This is a genomic window from Desertibacillus haloalkaliphilus (assembly GCF_019039105.1).
GTDB classification, from domain to species: Bacteria; Bacillota; Bacilli; order Bacillales; family KJ1-10-99; genus Desertibacillus; species Desertibacillus haloalkaliphilus.
In genome coordinates this window covers 56,702-81,567 of sequence record NZ_JAHPIV010000009.1, presented here as the reverse complement: position 1 = coordinate 81,567, position 24,866 = coordinate 56,702, and the positions used below count along the sequence as shown (strand labels likewise).

Genomic DNA, 24,866 nt, shown 5'->3' with positions numbered 1-24,866 from the left:
AAACGACATCAAGTGAAACGTCACTTGATGTCAAAATTTACGCTTTCCAATATATTCTGCAATTTGGGTCAATGACGATTTTGCTGGTATATCTGGCAACCTTTCAAGCATTTCAAATGCTTTTTGCAGATAGCGATCACTGATGTTCTTTGAAAATTCTATCCCACCAGACTGTTTAATTGCAGCAATAATCGTATCCATGTTTACACGCTCATTGGTTGATTCACTTAATTGTTCTGTAATCATATCTTTTATATCTGCCTGGTGAAACATCGCATAAAGAGCAGGTAGTGTTACATTCCCTTGTTTCAAATCACTACCAGCAGGTTTCCCTAATTCTTTTTCTGTGCCGATAAAGTCCAGAATATCGTCAGTTATTTGGTAAGACATCCCAACATTATAACCGAATGTATAAAGATCTCGTTGCACTTTCTTTGTTGCACCCGATGCTATCGCCCCTAATTGACAACTTACAGCAATCAGCAAAGCTGTTTTCCGTTTAATCCGCCGTAAATATACGCGAAGAGTTTGTCCCCAATTATATTGATCACGGATCTGTTCAACCTCACCAATACACATCTCGACCATCGCATTTGATAGGACTTGATGGACTTGAGGGTTCTCAAAATACGTCGTTGTTTCTACCGCCTTAGCAAAGATATAATCTCCAGTATACATGGCAACTCGATTGTCCCATCTAGCTTTTGTTGTTTTTTTGCCACGCCTCAGTTCAGCATCGTCAATCACATCATCATGAACAAGTGATGCCATATGTATAAGTTCAAGCGGAACAGCAATTTGTTGTAAATTCTTAATGTCATAATGACCGAACTGACCTGCTAACAACACAAAAACAGGGCGGATCCGTTTTCCACCAGCCTTCAACAATTCTGTAGAGGCTTCTCGTAATACTGGGTGCCGAGCTCGGAGGGCAACCTCTAATTCTTTTTCTATTTTTTCAATATCTGCCTGTAAAAATAAATAAATATCAGCTAATTTCATATTTTCCACCCTATAAAATGGAATGACATTTGCCGTGTGCACTCCATAATGAGATTGATTGTACCTGCTTTTTTAGTAATCCTTGCTGATAGGCAAGTTTATAATAATAAAGCAATCCTTCAAGTTGTTTTTCATCGAGATCATGTGTCAAACCGGAAAAATACGTTTCCCAAAACGAACGCTCTCCCCCAAAATCGTTCCGTATTTTTGCAATCATCGGTTGATAGTGCTCACGCTCACTTTTCTGTTTACTATGAATAAACTCTTGATGCAAAGCTTCAATAACGTCACGTTCATTGGCTAACACTTCATTTCGAACTGCAAATACAGCATATGTCATCGGATACCCTGTATGCTCGTACCACAATTCACCCATATCATAGCGATAATACCCTCTCGCCTTTCTCCATAAGGTCAAAATCGCATCATCACCAATTAATAAGCAAGCATCATGAGTGGCCATCATCTCACCAAAATTGGGAGCTTGTACTGAATAATTCACATCTATATCATAGAAGTTTTTAAGGATTATTTTCAATAGATTTACTGACGTAGCTGAACTAGAGGTCAATGCAATTTTTTTCTCATGTAAGTCAGTAATCGGGACTTTTGAAAATAAGAAGATCGATCCAACCTGTTTCTTCGAAGCGACTGCTAAATCTGGTAATAATTGATACCGATCAACATTTTCTGCATAGGCAAATGATGATATCCCTCCGACATCAATCACACCCGTAGCCATCGCATGGTTTAACTGCGCAGGCACATGCGGGATGAATGAGCACCCTAACTGTTTTAAGCGTGCACGGTCCAAATAATAATATAGAGGCCAAATGTTTGTATAGGAAATTTCTCCTACCGCTACTGCCATGCTTACTCCCCCCATCTTGTAAAGAGCTGATGATCAACCGATAAACTATCAAGTGCTTTCCCAACAACAAAATTAACGATATCATCAATCGACGTAGGCAGGTGATAATATCCTGGCATTGCTGGTAAAATCTTTCCCCCGACCTTTGTCACCTTTAACATGTTCTCAAGGTGAATTTGGTTGAGCGGTGTTTCTCGCGGAACAATCACTAGCGTCCGGCCTTCTTTTAACATGACATCTGCTGTTCGTTCCAACAAATTACCGGAAGCACCTGCAGCAATACCCGATAACGTCCCCATTGAGCAAGGGATAATAATCATTCCATCATTTTGGTAAGACCCACTAGCAATCGATGCTGTATACTCATGCAATCCATGATACTCAAGCAATTCAGAGGAATCAGGAAATAATTGCGCTATAACAGCCGCACGGTCACTAGTATCTAATGATAGCTCCTCACGAAACACTTGCCATCCCGCTTCCGTTATGATGAGGTGGACTTTATATTGTTGTTGGAGTAATACTTGTGTTAGACGAACTCCATATATCGCTCCACTTGCACCGGTGATACCAACCGTATAGATCCCCTTATGAGAAGTCATAGCAGAAAATCTCCTATCGTAAAAATAAACATGACTACACTTAAAATTCCGTTCATTGTAAAGAATGCGACTCCAACTTTTGATAAGTCATCAGCAGATACTAATGAATGTTCATACACCATGATCGCACCAGCAATCACAACACCAATGAGATACACCCAGCCTAGCGGTGTAATCACAAACATGCTTACAAGTGCTATGAAACTAATGACGTGAAAAAGCTTTGCCAATAGTAATGAACGGGCAATACCAAAGCGACTCGGAATGGAATATAAGCCAACATCACGGTCATAATCCGCATCCTGTGTGGCGTAAATCACATCAAACCCTGCTGTCCATAATGCGACTCCAATAAACAAGACAACCGCTTCCCATGTTAATGTTCCTGTTGCACCTACCCAGCCTCCAAGCGGTGCAAGCCCAATTGTCATTCCTAGGATCAGATGACAAGCCCATGTAAATCGCTTCGTGTATGAATAAATCACTAAAAAGAAAACAGCAACTGGTAACAAGTAAACAGCCAGTAGATTCAACTGATAAGCCGCGAAAAAGAGAACGACAAAGGAAGCGAGAATAAAGACAAGAATTTCAAGCTTCGAAATTAAACCCGCAGGTATCGCACGTGTTGCTGTCCTTGGATTTTTCTTATCAATCTGTGCATCAATCACACGGTTAAGAGACATCGCTGCACTTCTTGCACCGACCATAGCCAGTGTAATCCATACCCACTCCATGAGTGTAGGCCATGTCCCTTCAACAATTTGAGAACCTAAAATAGCTCCCAAAAAGGCGAAAGGCAAAGCGAAAACCGTATGTTCAAACTTTATCATTTCTAGTATTATCTTTAACTTTCTAATCACAACATGTTCCCCAATTCTAGTTCTATTCTTTTATTTTCCTGGTTTTTCCCCTAGGTGTAATGCCGCCACACCTAACGAATATGGTTTCACCTCTACGATCGTAAATCCAGCTTCTTCAAAAAGGTTAGCCAATTCCTCACGTCCCGGAAATGACATCGTTGACTCTTGCAACCATGAGTACTCTTCATAGCTTTTAGCGAATATTTTCCCAAAAAGTGGCATAATTGATTTAAAGTAAAAATAATAGACATGCTTAAACACCGGAATCGTCGGCTTTGACGTTTCTAAGCAGACCACTTTCCCCCCCGGCTTTAACACACGGTACATTTCCTTTAAGACTTGCATATAATCAGGAACATTACGCAAACCAAACCCTATGGTTACATAGTCAAATTGCTGATCCGGATATGGAAGTTCCATCGCATTCCCGTGGACCAATTCCACATTCGTTAACTTCTGTTCATTCACTTTCTCTTCTCCAACGGCTAACATGTTTTTACTAAAGTCTAGGCCAATGACGTGACCTTCTTGTCCAACAGCATGAGCTAATGCAATCGTCCAATCTGCAGTCCCACAACACAAATCTAGTGCTGCACTTCCTTTTTTGATTTGCATTCGTTTCATTGTGTCTTTACGCCAAGCTTTATGACGTTGAAAACTTATAACTGAATTCATCATATCGTAATTTTTTGAAATTGATTCGAACACTTGATGAACCCGCTCTTCTTTTGATCGTGCCATCTATCTAACCCTCTTCCGCAACTTTTTCATTAAAGTGATGCCCGTCTTTCATCAGTCGATCAATTCGATCAAGAAGTAATTCTTTATGTTTTGGAAAAGAATCGCACAAAGCCACCAATTCAGACCGAGTTGCATCAATATGTGCCTGACAAACATGTAACACCTTGCTCAGGACTTCCTCTCGAAGCGGATCACTTGTATCCGCACTAATAAAATCAGTGATAAATGAGCGGATAAGTGGAAGCTTCTTTCCATATAATAATTGATTTCTTTCAAAAATAAACCGCTTTAAAAAGAAAAACTGTTCATAGAACGTACTCCATGACGTAAGTGTAAAGTGATTAGCGATATTTTGCAATAAAACTGATTCAATCACACGTACATCACGACTATTCTCTTCAAACGATTGTTTGTTTTTATAAACACTCATCTTATGCTCATTGGATTCCTGGATGGAACGACTAAACACTCGGATCATCGATATATAATTATTTTTTGAGAGCAAAAAATAATACAAACTACTATAAAAGTCCCCAGCTAATACGGTCAACTGGTGATTCTTTTTAATGGTGTCGGATTTTATATTTTGTAGGGAGACCTCTTCATGAGTATCAAGTGCTGCTTGAACGAGCATTGATGACAACACGCATTCTTTCACCAGTTTAGTTGGCAGTTGCTGTTCAGATAACATCATATAAAGAAATAAAATTTTATCATCATCAACAACCGGGTCTTGAATAAATTTTTGTAAATACGGATGCTTGACCCGTTCATAAAAACATTCTTTGAACTCAATGACTTTATCATTGAAATGATTGATTTTGTTCATTACAAAGTCCCCCAAATCCTCTTGCTATTAAAAATCCTTATGTATACTTACCTTTATTCATTATATCATAGATCTAAAAACGCAAGAAACACGTTTCCAAAAACATTTATTACCAACGATACCCACCTTACGTGTTAAAAAGAGCACTGATTTTAACCATGTACTTCACAGATTGGCTAATCCTCATTTTAAATTAAAAAGAAAAGCAGGAGTTCCTGCTTTTACGCTTCTGTATCGATCTCTCCATGGCTCGTTTGAATAATCGCTTTCCCACGCACCTTAACAGCCGATGTATGTTCGGTAAATTGCGCGACCATCACTTCACCCTTGTCTAGCTTTTCCGAATGATGGAATCTTGTATCTGTACCTCTTGTCAGCCCCATTACATTGACTCCATCCTCTTTGGCTTTAATAACAAAAAAATCTTGTCCCGCACTCATCGCCAATCCCTCCTCATTAGTCATTCTCATCAATCATCTAATGAATATCGTAGTTGCTCCACCTTACTATTAGCTATTAATTAATGATAATACTTCTGCTCTCGCAGCAGCATCATCAGAAAACACACCACGTACAGCTGAGGTTACGGTTGATGAACCAGGCTTTTTAACACCTCTCATCGTCATACACATATGTTCCGCCTCGACGACAACAATCACGCCATGTGGATCGAGCGTTTCAACTAATGAATCCGCAACCGTTGACGTAATTCTTTCTTGAAGCTGAGGGCGTTTAGCTACAGCCTCGACAGCGCGAGCTAATTTACTTAGACCTGTTACTTTTCCACCTCTAGGGATATATCCAACATGAGCTTTTCCGAAAAATGGAACGAGGTGGTGTTCACACATTGAATAAAATGGAATATCTTTAACGAGTACAAGCTCTTCGTGATCTTCTCCGAAAATCGTAGCAAAATGCTCTTTCGGGTCTTGATTTAACCCTTGAAACACTTCACCATACATCTTAGCGACTCGTTTTGGTGTATCTAAAAGGCCTTCTCGATCTGGGTCTTCCCCAATCGCTTCTAATATCATTCGAACAGCTTGTTCGATTTTTTCTTGATCAAAATTTTCCAAAACAAAAGCCTCCTATCGACAAATTTCATCTTTAAAGATTTTAGCATAGTGTTCCTAATAAAAGCAAAAAAAAGAGCCACAACTCGTGACTCCCTCTGTCTTGCCTGCTATGTACTTATTTTACAGCATCTTTAAGTGCTTTTCCTGCTTTGAATGCAGGTACTTTCGTGGCAGCAATCTCAATCTCTTCACCTGTTTGAGGGTTACGGCCTTTTCTTGCAGATCGTTCACGTACTTCAAAGTTTCCAAAGCCAATGAGCTGGACTTTGTCCCCTGCTTGTAAAGACTCAGTAATACTATCAAATACCGCATCTACTGCGTCTGTTGCATCTTTCTTTGATAAGTCGGCTGCATCTGCCACAGCATTAATCAAATCCGTCTTGTTCATTCCCTTCACCTCCTCCCATAAGAAGCCTTTCTCTTCAAAACGTAAATATCAACGCCTATCTTAAACGAAGCGTACTTATATTTCAATATCTTTCTAAAAAAGTGTAAGAAACAGGCTCTTTGATAAAAGCTTAGCAAAGCATACCATAGTCTATTTCATTTAGGCAACTATCATATGTACTGACCTTCTCTGTCTACTGACCCCTATTCACTGTTTTTCATTTACTTGCCCCCCCCTTTCTCCCCTAAGTAAAAAAGCTCCTCAGCTGGGAGCTTTCAAACTAGATATAAAAACTAATCAAATGGTTCTTATAATATGATAGCGATAAGACCTCCAGAACCTTCATTAATAATTCGTTCTAATGTTTCTTTTAGTTTGTACCTTGCATTTTCCGGCATTAAAGATAATTTAGCTGAGATCCCTTCTCGAACGATCGAATTGAGGGAACGCCCAAAGATATCTGAGTTCCAAATCGACAATGGGTTCTCTTCAAAGTCTTGCATTAGATAACGAACAAGCTCTTCACTTTGCTTTTCTGTACCGATAATCGGCGCAAATTCTGATTCAACATCAACTTTAATCATATGAATCGAAGGTGCAACCGCTTTTAACCGAACCCCAAACCTTGATCCTTGACGGATGATTTCTGGCTCATCTAAGCTCATATCCGTTAACGCAGGCGCTGCAATCCCATAGCCTGTTTGCTTTACCATTTTGAGCGCATCTGCGACTTGATCAAACTCTGCTTTTGCATAAGCAAAATCCTGCATTAATTGAAGTAAATGGTCTTTTCCACGTATCTCAACACCGACGACCTCTTTTAAAATTTGATCATATAAATCATCTGGTGCATAAAGGTCAATTTCAGCTACCCCTTGCCCCATTTCGATACCAGCAAGGCCCGCATGTTCGATAAACTCATAATCACCAAAGTGCCCTACGACTCGGTTCACATCACGCAAACGCTTAATGTCTTTGACCGTTTCACGAACAGATTCTTCATAGCTTTGTCTTAGCCAGTGATCCTCTCGTAAAACCATCACCCAGCTTGGTAAATTTACATTGACTTCATGGACTGGGAACTCAAATAGTACCTCACGTAAGACGTTGTTGATGTCTTGGTCACTCATGCTCTCTATGTTCATCGCCAACACAGGAATATCATGCTGTTCCGCTAACTCCTGTCTTAATTCATCCGTATCAGGGTGGTGCGGACGAACACTGTTGACAATCATAATAAACGGTTTCCCTACTTCTTTTAGCTCCTCAACGACGCGCTCTTCAGATTCTAAATAATCTGATCTTGGAATTTCACCGATCGATCCGTCTGTTGTAATCACAACACCTAAGGTCGAATGTTCTTGAATGACTTTCCTTGTTCCTATTTCCGCTGCTTCCTGAAACGGAATTGGCTCTTCATACCATGGTGTATTAATCATTCTTGGGCCATTTTCATCTTCGTAACCTTTTGCTCCAGGAACCGCATAACCAACACAATCGACAAGACGAATGTTGACATCTAGCCCCTCATCAACATGAAGTGAAACCGCTTGATTTGGAACAAACTTCGGCTCCGTAGTCATAATTGTTTTACCAGCTGCACTTTGTGGCAATTCATCTTGAGCTCTTGCTTTTTCTGATTCGTTTTCGATATTAGGAATGACAACTAGTTCCATAAACTTTTTAATAAAAGTCGATTTACCTGTACGAACGGATCCCACTACTCCTAAATAAATATCACCGCCAGTGCGTTCCGCGATATCCTTAAAGATATCAACTTTCTCCACGTGATCCCCTCCCGATCATTTATAGTTTGGAATTCGTCATTCACCATACCCGCTTACTCTTGGACACTATATACTTATGATGTTGTCCATCAAATATGACAAGTGTTTGAGTTATAAAATGTCCTAATCTTCTTCTCTTAGCAGTAAACACGAATTCCGAAATGACTATTCATTGGCCCAATCTGTCTTCTTAAAACACGAAAAAGCCCCTTCCTCTTGTATATATATGAACAGGAAGGGGGAATATAACTTTAAATGATCATTCTTTTTATGTTTATAATTGGTGACTCGTGGTCAAGTAACTACTCAAGGTTAATCGTTGGTTCTCCGGCTTCATCAACGGTATAAGGGACAGAGAAGGCCGGTACAAATGGTGAGTGCTCCACTAACAGTTCACGAATGTCATCACCCGCCTCATAATCATGGTCATACGTCTGCAAGGCCATGTTTAAATCAATGCTATAATCAATGACGACTTGTCCCTGGTTATCAATCAATAATGGTAGTAAGTTATCAAAATACCTCGTTCGAACTCTTGGACGCTCTTTATAGCCCAATTCCTCATAATCGAGCGTAAATAAACCTACTGCTAAAACCTCATCCACTGGCGCATATTGGTTGTTACGCATGTATTGATTAACCGCTCTTTGAAACTCTTGGATCTCTCTCATCATAGCTAAATCAATTAACTTTACTTCAGGATCCGTGTCTGGGTTGACCAACACATATTGAAATACGCCTCCGTTTTCAAAGGAATTTCCGGGTGGATCTTGTAAATACCTTGGAACTAACTGATTAAAGTCAATCGGATACTTTTGATAAATCGGTGTTTCCATATCTCTAGTCATGATCGGTAACACACCACGATCCGATTGAAACTGATTAACTGCACCCTGAACGGCCTGTAATTGATCCTCATATGGCACTTGATTTTCGACTCTTCGTTCGTCAGGGTACAAACAGCCTGTTAATAATATTATCGATATTGCAAGTGCTGCTACAACTGCAAGGTCCTTCTTCATCTTCTGCAACTTACATTCACGTCCTTATTTTACAGTTTATCCTGCCGTAGCTGTTGGCCCACCTAAAACGATAATCACAACAATCAGCCCGGAAATGACTAAACAAACAAACGAAAAGGATAAAACGACCATTTGTAGAATTCCATTGAGCTTCTCTCTACTAAAAATCGCTGTGACAACAGATACAAACATTAAAAACATCGCGCCAAAAGAAATCCACATATTCAGCATTGCTTGCGACATATTTTTTCCTCCTTTATTCCAATCATATTATAGCATAGACGACCTATTTACTGTCTAGAGCTTGTCCGCACTGACTAGAATACCTGTTTTAATTCTTGACATCACTCACTCGCCCCAACCTATAATCTTTTCACCAAATCACTTCTTACCATCGGTGGTTTCCCCTCGAAAATGATCAAATGAGATTCAAACAGCCGTTAGGTAACCCAAACTTTCCTAACATAAAAAAAGGTTGGAGAATTGGGGCACATTCTCCAACTTGACTAAATACTTCCTTGACCCACAGCCCTAGATTTAATCCGTTCATTTCAGTATATGCTGATTTAACAAGAAGCGTTTTGTCCAATCGCCTACATTTCGCCTATTTTTCGGCAAACATTTTGGCCAACGTACCAAAATCTAATGGAACTTCATTATGAATAATTGCGTCAATTAATTGTTCTTCTTTTTCTTTTGAAACGGGGACATTCGCTAGCTGTGATACTTGTGCGATTAATTGCCTAACTGTGTTTTCATCCGTTAAATCTGCATTGCTAACTGAATTTGCTAATGTAAATAAATCTTCTTGTTTCACATTTGTTTTCTTTTCAAGCTCATTAAAAAGATTATTCTGCAAAAGTGGTCCTCCTTCTTATCTAACATCAAGATATCGTATGCAAGAAGAAGAAAGATGTGCATGAGTTGATCTTTACAACTCCTATGATTGCTTATCGCTCAAAGTTCCATTGACTATCGATGTAAGGTCCTCAACCTCATGCTTTTTCACTCGACCCATTAATTCCTCAGCAGCATCTGCTGGGCGTTTATTTTCAAATAACACACCATAAATCGCACTTGTAATCGGCATGTCAACGTTTTCAGTAGACGCTAGGTGATAGGCTGCCTTCGTTGTTCGAATCCCTTCAACAACCATCCCCATACTTTCTAATACCTCATCTAGACTCTTTCCTTGTCCTAATAATTGCCCCGCTCGCCAATTACGGCTATGGACACTCGTACAAGTGACGATTAAATCACCTAGGCCAGATAAACCAGCAAACGTTAATGGGTTGGCACCTAAATGGATCCCTAACCGAGCAATCTCTGCTAACCCTCTTGTCATTAAGGCTGCTTTTGCATTATCGCCATAACCTAAACCATTGGTCAAACCAATACCTAAGGCAATTATATTCTTAAGTGCTCCACCTATTTCTACACCAATCAAATCAGGATTCGTATAGACTCGAAAATGTTGATTCATAAATAAGTCTTGGACATACTTCGCCTCATCTTCCTCTACCGAAGAAACCGTTACAGTCGTAGGTTCACGTAAGGCAACCTCTTCAGCATGACTCGGTCCTGATAATACACATACAGATTTTCGAAATTGCTTTGGAATTTCCTCTTCAATCATCTCAGAAACTCGTTTGGATGAGTCAGGCTCAATCCCTTTGCTTGCGTGAACAATCGTCACTGGTGTATCCAAGTAGCTCTTAATTTCTGCTGCAACCTCCCGAATCGCCTTTGTCGGTACGACAAAAAGAATCGCTTCTGTGTCTTTGACAGAATCGCTTAATTCTGTATAACCTTTAATATTCGTCGGTAATGAGACGTTAGGTAAGTATTTATGATTTGTGCGGTCCTTATTTAGTTCTTTAATTTGGTCTTCACTTCGGCCCCACAGTTTGACGTGGTGACCATTATCTGCCAATACTAACGCAAGTGCAGTTCCCCAACTACCTGCACCTATCACTGCAATGTTAGCCATATGTATCTTTCAACCCCCTTCGGATGATCAATCAGACGTCGCCCCACACTTATGAATTCGATCCCGTTTTACCAATTCGGCTTTCGGTACCCTTAAGTAACCGTACAATATTTGAACGGTGTCTCCATACGGAGAGGACTGCAACGATACAAGCCAAATAAAAGTAGGCTATCGGGTACCCATAATAGGTCAAAAACACGATCGTGAATACCGGTGTACCAATGACAAAGAGCAATGATCCAAGCGATACCATACGGGTGATAAAAATACTCGCAATCGCAATAATCCCAGCAAAAAGTGCCGGAAAAAAGACTAAACTAGCCAAAACACCAATCGTCGTTGCAACTCCTTTGCCACCACGAAAGCCGTAGTATATCGGCCAATTGTGACCCAATATTGCAGCCAACCCAGCGAGAACAGGTACCCAACCAGGCCCTGCAAGCGCACCAGCAATCGCAACCGAAACGATTCCTTTTATCACATCAAGCGCAAGTACTGCTATAGCAGGACCAACCCCAAGAACCCGCAATGTGTTTGTTGCACCGGCATTACCACTACCGTGTTTACGAATATCGACTTTCTTAATTTTCTTAGCGATTAAGTAACTGAAGCTGATTGAACCAAGGAGATACGCAAGTATAACCGAAAGAATTAATTCCATGTTCCTTCTCCCCCAAACCAATAAGTGTTTCTACCCCTTATTTTTTAAATAACAATCATCGCTAGATGATAAAGCCTTATTCATTTTTCTTTCGAGCAATAATTTTAATAGGTGTACCTTCAAACTCAAACGTATCTCGAAGACGATTTTCTAAAAACCGTTCATAAGAGAAGTGCATAAGTTCGGGATCATTAACAAAAAACACAAACGTCGGCGGTGAAACAGCGACTTGTGTCACATAATTAATTTTCAAACGACGTCCTTTATCTGTTGGCGTTGGATTCATCGCTACAGCATCCATAACAAGGTCATTTAACACATTCGTCGGCACACGTAAATTATGATTTTCTGACACTTGTTCGACTTTAGGTAGGACATGCTGTAAACGTTGTTTTGTTTTTGCAGACACGAACAAAATTGGTGCATAGCTTAAAAATAAGAAATGATCGCGGATCTTCTGCTCAAACTTTTGCATCGTCTTATCGTCTTTTTCTAGCGTGTCCCACTTATTGACAACAATGACCACTGCTCGTCCTGCTTCATGCGCATAGCCTGCAATTTTTTTATCTTGCTCGATAATCCCTTCTTCTGCGTTAATGACAACGAGGACGACATCAGAACGTTCAATTGCTTTTAATGCCCGAAGAACACTATATTTTTCTGTACTTTCGTATACTTTCCCTCTTTTTCTCATACCTGCTGTATCAATGAGCACATACTCTTGACCATCTTTCGTAAAAGGAGTATCGATGGCATCACGGGTTGTACCTGGAATATTACTTACAATAACACGTTCCTCACCTAACATCGCATTGACAAGTGATGACTTTCCAACGTTCGGACGCCCAATTAAAGAAATTCTAATTGTATCTTGATCATAGTCATCCTCCTCTTCATTTGGAAAATGGCTAACGACTTCGTCTAACAAATCCCCAAGACCGATACCGTGAGCACCCGACACCCCTATCGGATCTCCCATTCCTAATGAATAAAACTCATACAGTTGCTCTTGCATATCCGGGTTATCAATTTTATTAACCCCGAGCACAATCGGCTTTTTGGAGCGGAATAAAATTTTCGCAACTTCCTCATCAGCGCTTGTAACTCCTTCTCTTCCGTTAACGATGAAGACGATCACATCCGCCTCTTTAATCGCCAGTTCTGCTTGCTCTCTCATTTGTTCCAAAAATGGTTCATCTCCGATTTCAATTCCACCGGTGTCAATCAAGTTAAATTCTCTATTTAACCATTCCCCTGAACTGTAGATACGATCTCTCGTTACACCAGGGAGATCTTCTACGATTGCCACGCGCTCTCCAACGATTCTGTTAAAGATCGTTGATTTGCCGACATTTGGTCGGCCAACGATCGCTAATACTGGTTTTGGCATACTTCCACGACCTTTCTATTCTATCAACTTAATGATTTAATTCTCCATATCAATCAAAAACACACATGTCAACTTAAAACACTTTCGCTGATCTGAACCAATTTATTCTACCAAAAACTTCATTGGTAGACAATATTGCGTTTTTAAAGGTCCATCGGTTTGTCTACATGTTCTTTTAAATAATCGTTACATTTCGTTAGCACAACCTCGAGCAAATGCCAAGTAAATAACAACATGCATGCTATCGCCAACACATCCAAAAACCCTAAACCACCAATTGGATAATCAGTCCATACTCGTTTAAAAAAAAGAGCAACCACCACTTCTCCTTGAATAAACCCAACAGCTAACGTATAAAATCTTAACAACGGTTGAGAAACAAGAATTAAGATGATACAAGCCATGATGATCGCTTGCATCCAACTACGATGAAAAAGCACAAATACTGGATCATAAATTTCAAATAACATAAAACAACTGTATACTAGCGTTACAATTAGGCAAACGCAACATGAATACATAAGCGTTAACCGGCTCTGTTTAAGAAAACCGCTATAAGCAACCATGGCAACTAAAATGAAAGATACATGAATCACAAAATCCAAAAATGGCAACGTAAAAATTGAGCTTATAATCAGTATAAGGATAAATGCACTAACTCCTATTCTGAATCTTGTTTTTTCCATTATAAAAGACGCATAAATCCAACCTAGCCAAGAAAACCAGTAAAAATAAATTCCATCCACATGTTCCACCACCTATCATCACCATTATTGCTAATTTTCATTAAAGCTAATCATGGAATGACTGAATTTTTAGGGTCATACGGTATGGAAGATAGTCATGTAAGGAAACTAAACTGGTGCACTCAGGTTTCTTTTCCTGCACAGAGCAAAAAGACTCTGATCAACAACGATCAAAGCCTTTTATTAGACTCCGTCATGCTTAAGACCTTGTGCTATATGTAGTTGTATCAACCCCACGTTGCTCAAGCCAATGGTGCGTCTCACCTTTTAAAACGAGCGGAACATGTTGTAGATCTTGAATGGTCTGTGCCCCTAATGCTGTCATAATAAATCGTAAGTGTGCTTCTAACTCTTTAACAGCAATAAGTAAATCATCAATCCCCTGCTCCATCAGGATTTTCAGGAAATGCCCAGCAATCCCGACAGCACTAGCTCCTAAAGCAACAGCTTTAGCTACTTCTAACGCACTCTGAATGCCACCGGAGCCAATAACCGAAAGATGAGGATAAGTCCTTTTTACTTCGCAGATAGAAGCCGTGGTTGTAATCCCCCAATGATTAAAATAATCGAGCATACGATCACGGCGGTTATTTTCGATTTTAGCAAAATTTGTGCCACCAACCCCGCCGACATCAACAGTTGTCACACCGACATCCGCTAATCGTTTAGCCGTTTCCTTACTCATCCCGAAACCGACCTCTTTTACAACCACAGGAACGTCTAAGTGTGTTTTGATATTTTCAATCCTATTTAAGGCCCCAATAAAACTACGATCACCTTCAGGCATAACTAACTCTTGAATGGTGTTTAAGTGGATTTGCAGACCATTCGCTTCTAACATATCCACCGCACGCTTCGCTTGATCTAGCGTCGCTTCGCTCCCAAGGTTACCGATAACAACCCCATTAGGATTTACCTTTCGAATAATTTCATATGATTTCTTTTGTTCTGTTTCTCGCAGGGCCGCCATCTGTGAACCAACTGCAATTCCTAGCTTACATTCAGAAGCCACTGTTGCTAATTGCTGATTAATCTCAAGCGTTTTCGCTCCGCCGCCACCAGTCATCGCATTGATAAAAATCGGCGAACTCAAAGGAAGTTCGCCGATTTTAGTTGCTAATTTAATTTCATCTACTGAACTGTTAGGCAAGCTTTGATGAACGAACTGAATATCTTCAAACCCGTGCGAGCGGTCTTGACCGGTAGCTATAGCGTGCTTAATATGGTCAATTTTTCTTTCAGCTCTACTCAAGTCTCATCACCTATGACTTATATTTTTTTAGTTGATCGCCAATCATATCTCCAAGTGAGAAGCCACTATGATCGTCATTATCATTTGTTTTAAATTCTTGTTGTTGCCCAGAATCGCCACCCTGTTCTTCTTCATGAAGCTCACGGATGCTAAGTGAAATTCTCTTTTCTGCAATATTGATATCTAAAACCTTAACTTCAACGGTTTCACCTTCTGATAAAACTTCACCCGGTGTTCCGATGTGACGGTTGGCAATCTGTGAAATATGGACGAGCCCTTCGACACCAGGAGCTACTTCAATAAAAGCTCCAAATGAGACAAGACGGCGCACTGTCCCCTTAATGACATCACCAGCTTTAATATCTCCTTCAATCGTTTCCCATGGTCCTGGAAGCGTATCCTTAATCGATAGAGATACACGTTCATTTTCTGGATCAACAGACAACACTTTCACTTTTACTTGATCACCTTCATTGACTACCTCAGAAGGAGTTTCTACACGATGATGTGCAAGTTGTGAAATATGTACAAGGCCATCTACCCCGCCAACATCGACAAATGCACCGAAATCGGTTAAGCGTTGAACAGTTCCATCAATAACATCTCCTTCAGATAATGTTTGGAGAACTTTTGATTTTTCTGCCTCTGCTTCATCATCAAGCACTGCTCGTTGTGATAAAATCAGTTTGTTATTTTCAGGCTCGATCTCAACGACTTTCAGACGCAGCTGACGCCCTTTATAATCTGAAAAGTCTTCGACGTAGTGACGCTCAACGAGAGATGCAGGGATAAAGCCGCGTACACCTAGGTCTACAACTAAACCACCTTTGACAACATCGGCTACTTCTGCTTCAATCACTTCACCAGATTCGAATTTTTGTTCTAACTCTTGCCATGCTTTCTCTGCTTGAACGGCACGTTTTGATAAGATTAATTCATCGTCATCAACTTTGGTCACTTTAAGTTCAAGCTCATCTCCTTCAGAAATAACATCACTTACTTTTTCTACATGTAAACTTGAAAGTTCACTAATTGGAACAATCCCATCAACTTTAAAACCAACATCAACAAAAGCTTGTTTATCTTCAACTTTTGTAACCTTCCCTGTTACAACTTCCCCGACAGTAAAGGAATTCATTTCTGCCATTTCGTTATTCATTTCTTCAACCATTGACATTTGCCTCCTTCTATACCCGTTGTTCGGGAGCATTTACTAATATTTATAAATTATCTTTCACGGTAGCGAAAGAAATTTAACCATTGATTTAAACTAGCAATGACAGTTAATCGTTTGAATGCTGATCAATTAATGATTTTATCGAGTTCATAATATATTCTGTTGCTTCTTCGACTGATTTCTTTTGCTCACGGAACTCCGTAAAATCAATTGGTTCTCCATAAATGATCTTCACTTTATTAAAAAGTTTATACGGACCAATAATTGCACAAGGAACAATATAAGCATCTGTTCTTAATGCAAAAAATCCAGCACCAGCTAATCCTTTTCCTAATTCTCCGTTTTTGCTCCTCGTTCCTTCTGGAAATAAACCAAGCACTTTATTTTCTTTCAAGATGGATAATCCCGACCTTAGTGCTTGTTTATCACTCATCCCTCTTTTTACCGGAAAAGCCCCTACTCTAGGAAGCGCATGTTTTAATAATGGTACATTAAACAACTCCGCCTTTGCCATAAAATGTACACGACGAGGGGCACATGCGCCAACTAGTGGCGGGTCCAAATTGTTGATATGGTTTGAACACAACAAAATGCCGCCGTCTTTTGGAAGGTTGTCAGCTCCAATAACTTCAATACGGTAAAAAACCGAAAAATATGATTTAAAAAGGTTCTTTCCAAATGTATATAGATCCATTTCGTCTAATTCCTCTCTTTTACCAAGTTCAGAATGGAATCGACAACCTCATCAATCGTCAACGATGTTGAATCTATCTCAACTGCATCAGTTGCCTTTTTCAAGGGAGCAAACTCACGGTTTGAATCTCTCTCATCACGAAGCTTAATTTCTTCCATTAGCTGATCTAAATTTGATGGATACCCTTTAGCAAGGTTCTCTTGATGACGCCGCTTCGCTCGTTCGCTTACCGAAGCAGTTAGAAAAACCTTAACCTCAGCATCCGGCAACACATGAGTACCAATATCCCTACCATCAAGTACTGTCCCACCACCTTGAGCGAGCTTTTGTTGCCTGCGCACCATCTCTTCACGGACTCGCTTATGACTAGAGACAACTGAAACAGCATTTGTCACTTCAGCGGTGCGAATATCATTTGTGACATCCTTTTGATTAACGAGAACATTAGTCTCACCTTCACTCGCAGTTAGCGTGATGTCGATCTTATCAAGCAAGTCACTTAAAGTTGATTCATCCTCTAGATCAACATCGCGATCAAGAGCACAATAAGTTAGTGCTCGATACATAGCACCTGTATCAATGTAAATATATGATAGATTTTTGGCCACCAATTTCGCTACTGTACTCTTACCTGCACCAGCAGGTCCGTCAATGGCTACGTTAATATGTTGATTCATATGACACCTCGTATGTAGTTCAAACTCATTTTAAAACGTACCTATTTGGAAGTTTCAAAATCTAATAATTCAATCAATATCATATCATATTCGTGAAATTTGGTCTAATTATTCGTACGTAATTTCATCCAATGTTACTATTCTTTACTAAAAATTCCAAACGCTATCAATTAGATTCCACTTTCATTTTCTAAAGCCCCTTTTTATGCTTCAAAAACAATTGGCGTTCAAAACAATAGCGGATAGCTTTTTGTCGGTCATGATCTGAAATATTTATGAATTGGAGTGATGCACGCTCTCGTAACGCGTGTTGTTCAATAATTCGAATCACCCTACACTCAGTTTTAATATAATGAATGTCCCCAGATTGCATGTGTAAAACGAGCAAACAATGAATGTTCGTACCAGCCTTGACCGTGTGGTTCTTTGGCAATAGTATTGCAATTCCACCCCCACTCAAATCAAGTGATGTCGTTACAAATGGTGGAAACTCATGTTTGAAAGGGTGAACAGCGACATCAATTGACGTCTCCACTCGCACATAATTTCTTCGTTGTATGCGAAGGTAATTTTCTTTACCTGGGTTTTTTAGCAGCAACATCGGAATATTCCCTTTTTTGCGTCCTCGAATTTCAGTGTCAAATGAGTACACGGCCTGATCGCTACCGATAAACCATGCGACAAATTGTGTACCATCATAAAAGAAACCAGGTTTATTTGTCTTTTCATTGATTGGAATATCAATGACAAAGATATCGTGAATTTGATCCACCAGCCGACATTTAAAACGTTTTCCATCCTCTTTTAAATCAAGAAAAATCGTATCTCCAATTGCGATCAATTAAAAAACTTCCTCCCATTTTATGCTTCTCATTTTCTCTCTTTTATATAGCCATCTTCCTATCCAACTATGAATGTATCCCTTTCTATTATCTCACGAAATATCGAAAAGAAGAAGCCTAAGTGGCTCCTTCTTTTTCAGATTTAAGTGGTCTCATAAACCGGTTCTGCATTTTGTAGTTTTTCAACATGCTCTTCGTTACCATCTTGCGCATTAATAAAGATACGATACGTATCATTGTTAATGACACCATAGAATTCATAGCAAAGTACCTCATCACCTAGATCGTTGATTATAATAGCAAGGTGATCTTCCATAACCTCGAGATTTCCATTTAAATATTCTCTTGCTTCTTCTTTCGTAAGCTCTGGTTGATCTAACTCTCTCTCTTGGTGATTTAACAAATAATCTTCTGCTTCATAGCCAATGACTTCACCGTCATCTAACGCTACCTCAATTACGATCGAATCAGCGTATACTCGAACATTGTCAATTAAATAGGCAAACTCAAATACACCAATGGAATCATACTGCTTACCATCTACAAGTTGCATCCCCTCAATACCATTTCCCTCCAAGTGTTCCTTTGCTTTTTCTGATGCTTCATTTAAACTGATATTTTGCTCTGCTATATCCCTGTGCTGTAAAAACCATAGCACATGACCACCATGTTTTGTGATATCCATATAATAATTTGTTTCATGATCTGGATCATCTATCGTTAAGCTATAGGCTTGATAGGCTAACCCTTCTCCCGTTTCAGCTACTTGGACATCTACATTTTCCTCTATTCCGATGAATGCTAGCGCCTTTTCTTTTGCTTCACTTTCACTGATTTCATCACCGTTCAATTTTTCGGCAAGATCTTCATCATTAAACACATCCATTTGTGACAACCCAGCGCCCCAATCCGTTTCACTATAGCCTTTGACCATGTTATTAACATGATCAAAGCCATTTACAACCGTATTATCTAAAGGCTCATCTAATGATTGAAACTCCGACTCGATGTCCAGCCAACGCATATTATGTTTTAATAATGAAGCTTGGGCCTGCCTTAACTCATTCTGAATATCTTTAGACATATCATACAAATGTTCGATAGTGTTATATTCGTCCTCTGTTAATGGCTCTTCTTCTAAATCTCGCACCGCTGTTTTGTAACTAAACGTCCCTACATCATGCAGGAATTTTTCCGCTTCATTAATCTCCATCATCCCGAGCGGAAGTTGGCCAATTTCACTTTGTGCTAGGGACGTTACTCTCCAAATATCAGCCAGTTTAGGTGAAATGTGGCGCTTCGTATTCATTGCCAATACTGTTCCCAAGTCATTTTCTAATTGATCTAGATGGTAAACGAGCGAGTGATAAGCACGTTGATAACTGCCTTCGACATTGTTTGCATGAATTGCATTTTGCTGTTGCTCTGTATAGCCCCAATATCCTGTTCCAATAATCCCTAATACTAATGCTCCTATTATAATATTTCGAATCATTTACATCACCTCCAACCTATTTAGCAAAGACATGCTTTCCTATTGTTTTTATCTGTGGTCTAGACCACACCCATGGTGATCTTGCGGTTGCTGGGTTAAAGAAGTATAATGCGTGTCCAGTAGGATCCTGTCCATTCACTGCATCTAATACTGCTCTTCTTGCATCCTCATCTGGTTCATTATAGATTTCACCATTAGCCACTGGTTCAAATGCTCGTGGTTCATAAATCACTTCTGAAGGTGTATTAGGGAAATCTGGGCTATTTACACGGTTAATAATAACTGCTGCCACGGCAACTTTCCCAATATATGGTTCACCTTTTGCTTCAGCATAAACCGCTTGAGCCATTAATTGTAGGTCATTATCTGAATAGCCATCTGGGACATTCATTGCTTTTTCAACAGATACATCGTCACCTTGAGCTTGAGGATCCTCCTCAGTCGGTACAGGTTCCCCTTCAGGCTCAGGTGTTGGTGTTGGCTGTTGCTGCTCTGCTTGCTGTTGTTGCTCCGCTTGCTGTTGTTGCTCCGCTTGCTGTTGTTGCTCCGCTTGCTGTTGTTGCTCCGCTTGCTGTTGTTGCTCCGCTTGCTGTTGTTGCTCCGCTTGCTGTTGTTGCTCCGCTTGCTGTTGTTGCTCCGCTTGCTGTTGTTGCTCCGCTTGCTGTTGTTGCTTTTTTGTACGGCTTCCTTTTGGTCCTTGCTGAATGTTGTTGTCAACGCCACCATAATGGGTGAATTTACGCCCTTCTTTTAGAGCATTATGTACGAATTGCTTATCAAAATTCGTCGCTCTTTCAAGCATATCTTTCATTTTTGGACCTACGAGTCCATCAACTTGCTCTAATCCAAATTCCTCTTGAAACTTACGAACCGACCAATATGTGCTCCAATCAAACACGCCATCAATGTCACCTTCATAAAAGCCAATATATTGCAGCCTTGCTTGTAACTCTACTACATCCTCTCCTGTAGCCCCCCGTTGAATGATTTGATCAGAAAATGCAGAAGCATCTTGTGGGACAAAGACAAATTGTAATAAAACCAATCCTAAAATAAAGGGGTATTTCCAAGTTGATAAATTTTTACTCATGTTGTATGGACCTCCTTTTTGAAAAAGTAAAATGCTTTTTTCCACCTTTTGTTTTTGTTGGTATGGATAGTGTTTGTTAGCAATCAAAATTTATACAAAATAGTCATTTACTTTAGAACAATTTATAAACCATCGTAAAAAAGAACAGCTCAACAAAGCTGTTCTTTTATAACTTATTTAGTTAACATTAAAATACCTACCTTCTGGATGGGCAAATACCATTGCTGTGACACTTGCCTCGGGCTCCATCATGAATTCATCAGTTAGCTGAATGCCAATCTGTTCTGGCTGTAGCAATTTAAATAACTTCGCTTGGTCCTCAAGGTTCGGACAAGCAGGATAACCATATGATACACGAACTCCTTGATACTTAGCCGCAAAGCGTTCTTGCATCGTAAAATCTGGTGAATCTGGGAACCCCCATTGATCTCTCATTAAATGGTGAACACGTTCAGCAAACGCTTCAGCAGTTTCCAATGCAGTTGCTTGAATGAGATGGCTGTATAAGTAATCACCATCATCCTTTGCTTTTGTTGCTAGATCGCGAATGCCTTTTCCTGCTGTCACTGCTAAAAATCCAACATAATCAAGTTCACCACTAGTAACTGGGCGAAGATAATCAGCAAGACACAAGTGCGGCTCTACAGGCTGACGCGGGAACGTAAATCGTTCAATTTCCGTTTGCTTATCAACCGGATCATAGATGATAATATCATTCCCATCCGATTGTGCCGGGAAAAATTGATACATCCCATTAGCCTCAATCGTACCGTTTTGTTTAGCATCCTGAATTAACTCATCTATCTTTTCCTTGAGGTTAAGCGCCTTTTCATTACCTTCATCTAACAAACGACTCACTTTCCCTTGAAGACCTAAATGTTTCCCCATTAGCATTTGTAAGTTAATATACGGTTCAATATGGCTAATTTTATAGTTGCGCAGGACATGTGGTTTTAAATCTTGCGGTGTAAAGACAGGAACGCTTGTTGAAACATTTGATCTTGTCAACACAGCTGTTGATGCCGCGCCCCCTCGTTCAACCTGATCAACTGACCGCTCAAGTTGGCTTTCCTGCTTATGTTTTAATTCAGTCATGAACTTCTCTCGCTCTTCCGGACTTAAAATTCGGTTGGCAATTTCAAGGCCATTCATGGCATCCTTCGCGTAAGCAACAACACCATCATATTCCGCAGCAATCTTCGTGTCTGTGAATTTACGTGTTAACGCTGCCCCACCAACAAGGATTGGAATCGACACTTTCTGTTGTTTTAAATCTTGAGCTGTTAATACCATTTGCTGTGCTGACTTAACTAATAATCCAGATAAACCAATCGCGTCTGGTTTTTCACGGTCGATCGCTTCAAGTAGTTCATTAGAAGTTACTTTAATTCCTAGATTGACAATTTTAAAGCCATTGTTACTTAAAATGATTTCTACAAGGTTCTTACCGATATCATGGACATCACCTTTGACCGTCGCTAATAAGATTTTTCCTTTACCGTCATCATTTTCTTTTTTCTCCATGTGCGGCTCAAGGTGAGCAACGGATGCCTTCATCACTTCTGCACTTTGAAGAACTTCAGCAACAATCAATTCATTGTTATTAAACAAGCGCCCAACTTCATCCATACCATTCATGAGTGGTCCGTTGATGATCTTAAGTGGATCATCATAGCTCTCTAGCGCTATATCTAAATCTTTGATCAGACCTTCTTTTGTACCTTCAACAATGTAATTAGCGAGTCGTTCCTCTAACGTAAGGTTCGTTTTCACAACTTTGTCTGTAGCCTTTTTACCACGATAAAACGCTGTAAACGTTGCTAGTGATTCATCTGTCGTTTCAAATAATAGTGTTCTTGCCATTTCTTTTTCATCATCAGAAATGGAAGGATAACGCTCTAACTTCTCCGTATTTACAATCGCATAATCCAAACCAGCCTGTGTACAATGATACAAATATACTGCATTTAATACTTCACGACCGACAGGAGGTAGACCGAAAGAAACATTACTAACTCCTAAAATCGTTAAACATTCGGGCAATTCTTCTTTAATCATACGAATACCATCAACCGTCGCCTGTGCTGAACCGATATATTGCTCATCACCTGTCCCAACTGGGAATACAAGTGGATCAAAGATAATATCACTTGGCTCAATCTTATATTTATGGACAAGTAAGTCATATGAACGCTTAGCCACTTCAAGTTTACGCTTGGCTGTTACTGCCATTCCCTCTTCATCAATCGTCCCAACGACAACCGCAGCACCATATTTATGGATAATTGGCGCTATTTTCTCAAAGCGCTCCTCTCCATCTTCAAGGTTAATGGAATTAATAATTGCTTTTCCTTGTGAATATGACAAGGCGCGCTCTAATACCACTTCATCCGTCGTATCTATCATAAGTGGGACCTTCACTTTATTGATGACAAACTTCAAAAACTCTTCCATGTCACTCAATTCATCACGGTCAGGATCAGCTAAACAAATATCAATCACGTGAGCCCCTCGCTTCACTTGAGCTCGAGCAATTTCGGAAGCCTCTTCATACTTCCCTTCAGCGATCAATCTCTTGAATTTTCTTGAGCCGATTACGTTCGTACGCTCACCAACGAATAACGGACGCATACTGTCGTCATAGACGAGCGGTTCAATCCCTGATACCGCATGAGGATGTTCATCATTAAGTTGACGTGGCTGTTGGTCCTTAAATGCTTCAACAATCGCCTTAATGTGTTCTGGCGTTGTTCCACAACATCCACCGACAAGGTTTAACCAGCCTTTCTCGGCAAAAGCTACAAGCTTTGTCGCTAATGATTCTGGTGACTCATGGTAATGACCCTCTTCATCTGGAAGGCCCGCATTCGGATAACAGCTAACATAGGTTGTTGCCAATTCTGACAAAGAACGAACATGATCACGCATAAATTCAGGTCCAGTTGCACAGTTGAGGCCTACTACTGTCGGTTTCATATGTTCAAGCGATAGATAAAACGCCTCAATATTTTGTCCGGCTAGCGTCGTCCCCATCGGCTCAATCGTTCCAGAAACAATAATCGGTAAAGTCACCGCTAGGCGTTTAAAGACTCGATCAATCCCAATATAAGCAGCCTTAACATTTCGCATGTCTTGACTCGTTTCAAGGAGAAGAACATCGACTTCACCTTCGATCAAAGCTTCCGCTTGCTCTTCATAGGCGTCCACTAACTGCTCAAATGTCGCCCCACCTGTGACTGATAGAGATTTAGTCGTTGGCCCCATTGCTCCCGCTACGAAACGAGGCCACTCCTCTGTAGAAAACTGATCCGCCACTTTTCTCGCAATTTGAGCGGAAGCGATGTTGATTTCTTTAGCATGATCTTGTAAATCATAATCCGCTAATACAATACTCGTTGCCCCGAATGTATTCGTTTCAATAAGGTCTGCCCCGGCGTCAAGGTAATCATAGTGAATTTTTTCGATCACTTCCGGTGCCGTTATATTCAAATATTCATTACATCCGTCATATTCCTCTCCACCAAAGTCAACGGGACTTAAATCCGCTTGTTGCAGCATGGTACCCATCGCACCATCTAAAACGAGTATTTTCTTTTTTAATTGCTGTTCAAATCGTTTGATTGCCATTTTGCGACCTTTCCTTTCTTCTCTTAAAGCAAATGATTATATGCACC

General features: G+C 40.1%; 25 protein-coding genes. All 25 read right to left on the bottom strand.

Going from position 1 to position 24,866, the window contains the following annotated elements; all coding sequences use genetic code 11:
* Positions 1-30: 30 nt before the first annotated feature.
* The 25 genes from hepT to metH all read right to left on the bottom strand — a co-directional run bounded on the left by hepT (position 31) and on the right by metH (position 24,819).
* Positions 31-1,002, bottom strand: a complete 972-nt coding sequence (gene hepT, locus KH400_RS11525) for a heptaprenyl diphosphate synthase component II (protein ID WP_217224764.1) — start codon at positions 1,000-1,002, stop codon at positions 31-33.
* Positions 1,003-1,012: 10 nt separating this feature from the next.
* Positions 1,013-1,873: a menaquinone biosynthesis protein gene (locus KH400_RS11520; protein WP_217224762.1), complete on the bottom strand. Its 861-nt coding sequence runs from the start codon at positions 1,871-1,873 to the stop codon at positions 1,013-1,015.
* Positions 1,874-1,875: 2 nt separating this feature from the next.
* A complete protein-coding gene (locus tag KH400_RS11515) occupies positions 1,876-2,475 on the bottom strand; it encodes a UbiX family flavin prenyltransferase (protein WP_217224760.1) in 600 nt (199 codons plus the stop codon).
* Positions 2,472-3,335 carry a UbiA-like polyprenyltransferase gene (locus KH400_RS11510; RefSeq protein ID WP_217224759.1) on the bottom strand — a complete coding sequence of 288 codons (864 nt, stop codon included), beginning with the start codon at positions 3,333-3,335 and terminating at the stop codon, positions 2,472-2,474. The genes KH400_RS11515 and KH400_RS11510 overlap by 4 nt, the downstream gene beginning before the upstream one ends.
* A 30-nt stretch (positions 3,336-3,365) precedes the next feature.
* Positions 3,366-4,076 (bottom strand): demethylmenaquinone methyltransferase, encoded by a 711-nt coding sequence (locus tag KH400_RS11505; protein WP_217224758.1) that lies wholly within the window; start codon positions 4,074-4,076, stop codon positions 3,366-3,368.
* A gap of 4 nt (positions 4,077-4,080) precedes the next feature.
* Entirely contained in the window at positions 4,081-4,905 is an 825-nt protein-coding gene (locus KH400_RS11500) for a heptaprenyl diphosphate synthase component 1 (protein ID WP_217224757.1), read from the bottom strand.
* Positions 4,906-5,126: 221 nt separating this feature from the next.
* Complete coding sequence (gene mtrB / locus KH400_RS11495) at positions 5,127-5,345, bottom strand: trp RNA-binding attenuation protein MtrB (protein ID WP_217224756.1); 219 nt, start codon at positions 5,343-5,345, stop codon at positions 5,127-5,129.
* A 69-nt stretch (positions 5,346-5,414) separates the two neighbouring features.
* Positions 5,415-5,981, bottom strand: coding sequence for a GTP cyclohydrolase I FolE (gene folE, locus KH400_RS11490; protein WP_217224755.1), 567 nt, complete (start codon positions 5,979-5,981; stop codon positions 5,415-5,417).
* A 115-nt stretch (positions 5,982-6,096) separates the two neighbouring features.
* Positions 6,097-6,369 carry a non-specific DNA-binding protein Hbs gene (gene hbs, locus KH400_RS11485; RefSeq protein ID WP_217224754.1) on the bottom strand — a complete coding sequence of 91 codons (273 nt, stop codon included), beginning with the start codon at positions 6,367-6,369 and terminating at the stop codon, positions 6,097-6,099.
* A 308-nt stretch (positions 6,370-6,677) separates the two neighbouring features.
* The gene (spoIVA, locus tag KH400_RS11480; RefSeq protein ID WP_217224753.1) at positions 6,678-8,156 is read right to left on the bottom strand and encodes a stage IV sporulation protein A; all 1,479 of its coding nucleotides are present in this window, start codon (positions 8,154-8,156) and stop codon (positions 6,678-6,680) included.
* A 302-nt stretch (positions 8,157-8,458) separates the two neighbouring features.
* Positions 8,459-9,178 (bottom strand): YphF family lipoprotein, encoded by a 720-nt coding sequence (locus KH400_RS11475; protein ID WP_217224916.1) that lies wholly within the window; start codon positions 9,176-9,178, stop codon positions 8,459-8,461.
* Between the two features lie 36 nt (positions 9,179-9,214).
* Positions 9,215-9,421 carry a DUF2768 domain-containing protein gene (locus KH400_RS11470; RefSeq protein ID WP_217224750.1) on the bottom strand — a complete coding sequence of 69 codons (207 nt, stop codon included), beginning with the start codon at positions 9,419-9,421 and terminating at the stop codon, positions 9,215-9,217.
* 361 nt (positions 9,422-9,782) lie between these two features.
* The gene (locus KH400_RS11465) at positions 9,783-10,037 is read right to left on the bottom strand and encodes a stage VI sporulation protein F (RefSeq protein WP_217224748.1); all 255 of its coding nucleotides are present in this window, start codon (positions 10,035-10,037) and stop codon (positions 9,783-9,785) included.
* A gap of 81 nt (positions 10,038-10,118) precedes the next feature.
* Entirely contained in the window at positions 10,119-11,168 is a 1,050-nt protein-coding gene (locus KH400_RS11460; RefSeq protein WP_217224746.1) for an NAD(P)H-dependent glycerol-3-phosphate dehydrogenase, read from the bottom strand.
* Between the two features lie 49 nt (positions 11,169-11,217).
* Complete coding sequence (gene plsY, locus KH400_RS11455) at positions 11,218-11,829, bottom strand: glycerol-3-phosphate 1-O-acyltransferase PlsY (RefSeq protein ID WP_217224744.1); 612 nt, start codon at positions 11,827-11,829, stop codon at positions 11,218-11,220.
* A 76-nt stretch (positions 11,830-11,905) separates the two neighbouring features.
* On the bottom strand, positions 11,906-13,219 hold the full coding sequence (gene der, locus KH400_RS11450) for a ribosome biogenesis GTPase Der (RefSeq protein WP_217224742.1): 1,314 nt from the start codon (positions 13,217-13,219) through the stop codon (positions 11,906-11,908).
* Between the two features lie 143 nt (positions 13,220-13,362).
* The gene (locus KH400_RS28480) at positions 13,363-13,965 is read right to left on the bottom strand and encodes a YphA family membrane protein (protein ID WP_438821114.1); all 603 of its coding nucleotides are present in this window, start codon (positions 13,963-13,965) and stop codon (positions 13,363-13,365) included.
* 199 nt (positions 13,966-14,164) lie between these two features.
* Complete coding sequence (gene fni, locus KH400_RS11440; RefSeq protein WP_217224740.1) at positions 14,165-15,217, bottom strand: type 2 isopentenyl-diphosphate Delta-isomerase; 1,053 nt, start codon at positions 15,215-15,217, stop codon at positions 14,165-14,167.
* A 10-nt stretch (positions 15,218-15,227) separates the two neighbouring features.
* Positions 15,228-16,388, bottom strand: coding sequence for a 30S ribosomal protein S1 (rpsA, locus tag KH400_RS11435; RefSeq protein WP_217224739.1), 1,161 nt, complete (start codon positions 16,386-16,388; stop codon positions 15,228-15,230).
* Positions 16,389-16,500: 112 nt separating this feature from the next.
* Positions 16,501-17,088: a lysophospholipid acyltransferase family protein gene (locus KH400_RS11430; protein WP_217224738.1), complete on the bottom strand. Its 588-nt coding sequence runs from the start codon at positions 17,086-17,088 to the stop codon at positions 16,501-16,503.
* A 5-nt stretch (positions 17,089-17,093) separates the two neighbouring features.
* Positions 17,094-17,765 carry a (d)CMP kinase gene (gene cmk / locus KH400_RS11425; RefSeq protein WP_217224737.1) on the bottom strand — a complete coding sequence of 224 codons (672 nt, stop codon included), beginning with the start codon at positions 17,763-17,765 and terminating at the stop codon, positions 17,094-17,096.
* A gap of 190 nt (positions 17,766-17,955) precedes the next feature.
* Positions 17,956-18,606 carry a flagellar brake protein gene (locus KH400_RS11420; RefSeq protein WP_217224735.1) on the bottom strand — a complete coding sequence of 217 codons (651 nt, stop codon included), beginning with the start codon at positions 18,604-18,606 and terminating at the stop codon, positions 17,956-17,958.
* A 143-nt stretch (positions 18,607-18,749) separates the two neighbouring features.
* Complete coding sequence (gene ypeB, locus KH400_RS11415) at positions 18,750-20,102, bottom strand: germination protein YpeB (protein WP_217224732.1); 1,353 nt, start codon at positions 20,100-20,102, stop codon at positions 18,750-18,752.
* Between the two features lie 16 nt (positions 20,103-20,118).
* Positions 20,119-21,192: a spore cortex-lytic enzyme gene (sleB, locus tag KH400_RS11410; RefSeq protein ID WP_217224731.1), complete on the bottom strand. Its 1,074-nt coding sequence runs from the start codon at positions 21,190-21,192 to the stop codon at positions 20,119-20,121.
* Between the two features lie 177 nt (positions 21,193-21,369).
* Positions 21,370-24,819, bottom strand: coding sequence for a methionine synthase (gene metH, locus KH400_RS11405; protein WP_217224729.1), 3,450 nt, complete (start codon positions 24,817-24,819; stop codon positions 21,370-21,372).
* Positions 24,820-24,866 lie beyond the last annotated feature (47 nt).

Bases quoted from the DNA above. Each gene is read 5' to 3' on its own strand.
- hepT (WP_217224764.1), bottom strand. From the start codon at position 1,002: ATGAAATTAGCTGATATTTATTTATTTTTACAGGCAGATATTGAAAAA.
- KH400_RS11505 (WP_217224758.1), bottom strand. From the start codon at position 4,076: ATGGCACGATCAAAAGAAGAGCGGGTTCATCAAGTGTTCGAATCAATT.
- KH400_RS11475 (WP_217224916.1), bottom strand. From the start codon at position 9,178: ATGAAGAAGGACCTTGCAGTTGTAGCAGCACTTGCAATATCGATAATA.
- hbs (WP_217224754.1), bottom strand. From the start codon at position 6,369: ATGAACAAGACGGATTTGATTAATGCTGTGGCAGATGCAGCCGACTTA.
- KH400_RS11470 (WP_217224750.1), bottom strand. From the start codon at position 9,421: ATGTCGCAAGCAATGCTGAATATGTGGATTTCTTTTGGCGCGATGTTT.
- rpsA (WP_217224739.1), bottom strand. From the start codon at position 16,388: ATGGTTGAAGAAATGAATAACGAAATGGCAGAAATGAATTCCTTTACT.
- plsY (WP_217224744.1), bottom strand. From the start codon at position 11,829: ATGGAATTAATTCTTTCGGTTATACTTGCGTATCTCCTTGGTTCAATC.
- KH400_RS11515 (WP_217224760.1), bottom strand. From the start codon at position 2,475: ATGACTTCTCATAAGGGGATCTATACGGTTGGTATCACCGGTGCAAGT.
- sleB (WP_217224731.1), bottom strand. From the start codon at position 21,192: ATGAGTAAAAATTTATCAACTTGGAAATACCCCTTTATTTTAGGATTG.
- metH (WP_217224729.1), bottom strand. From the start codon at position 24,819: ATGGCAATCAAACGATTTGAACAGCAATTAAAAAAGAAAATACTCGTT.
- KH400_RS11460 (WP_217224746.1), bottom strand. From the start codon at position 11,168: ATGGCTAACATTGCAGTGATAGGTGCAGGTAGTTGGGGAACTGCACTT.
- ypeB (WP_217224732.1), bottom strand. From the start codon at position 20,102: ATGATTCGAAATATTATAATAGGAGCATTAGTATTAGGGATTATTGGA.
- der (WP_217224742.1), bottom strand. From the start codon at position 13,219: ATGCCAAAACCAGTATTAGCGATCGTTGGCCGACCAAATGTCGGCAAA.
- cmk (WP_217224737.1), bottom strand. From the start codon at position 17,765: ATGAATCAACATATTAACGTAGCCATTGACGGACCTGCTGGTGCAGGT.
- KH400_RS11520 (WP_217224762.1), bottom strand. From the start codon at position 1,873: ATGGCAGTAGCGGTAGGAGAAATTTCCTATACAAACATTTGGCCTCTA.
- mtrB (WP_217224756.1), bottom strand. From the start codon at position 5,345: ATGAGTGCGGGACAAGATTTTTTTGTTATTAAAGCCAAAGAGGATGGA.
- KH400_RS11430 (WP_217224738.1), bottom strand. From the start codon at position 17,088: ATGGATCTATATACATTTGGAAAGAACCTTTTTAAATCATATTTTTCG.
- KH400_RS11500 (WP_217224757.1), bottom strand. From the start codon at position 4,905: ATGAACAAAATCAATCATTTCAATGATAAAGTCATTGAGTTCAAAGAA.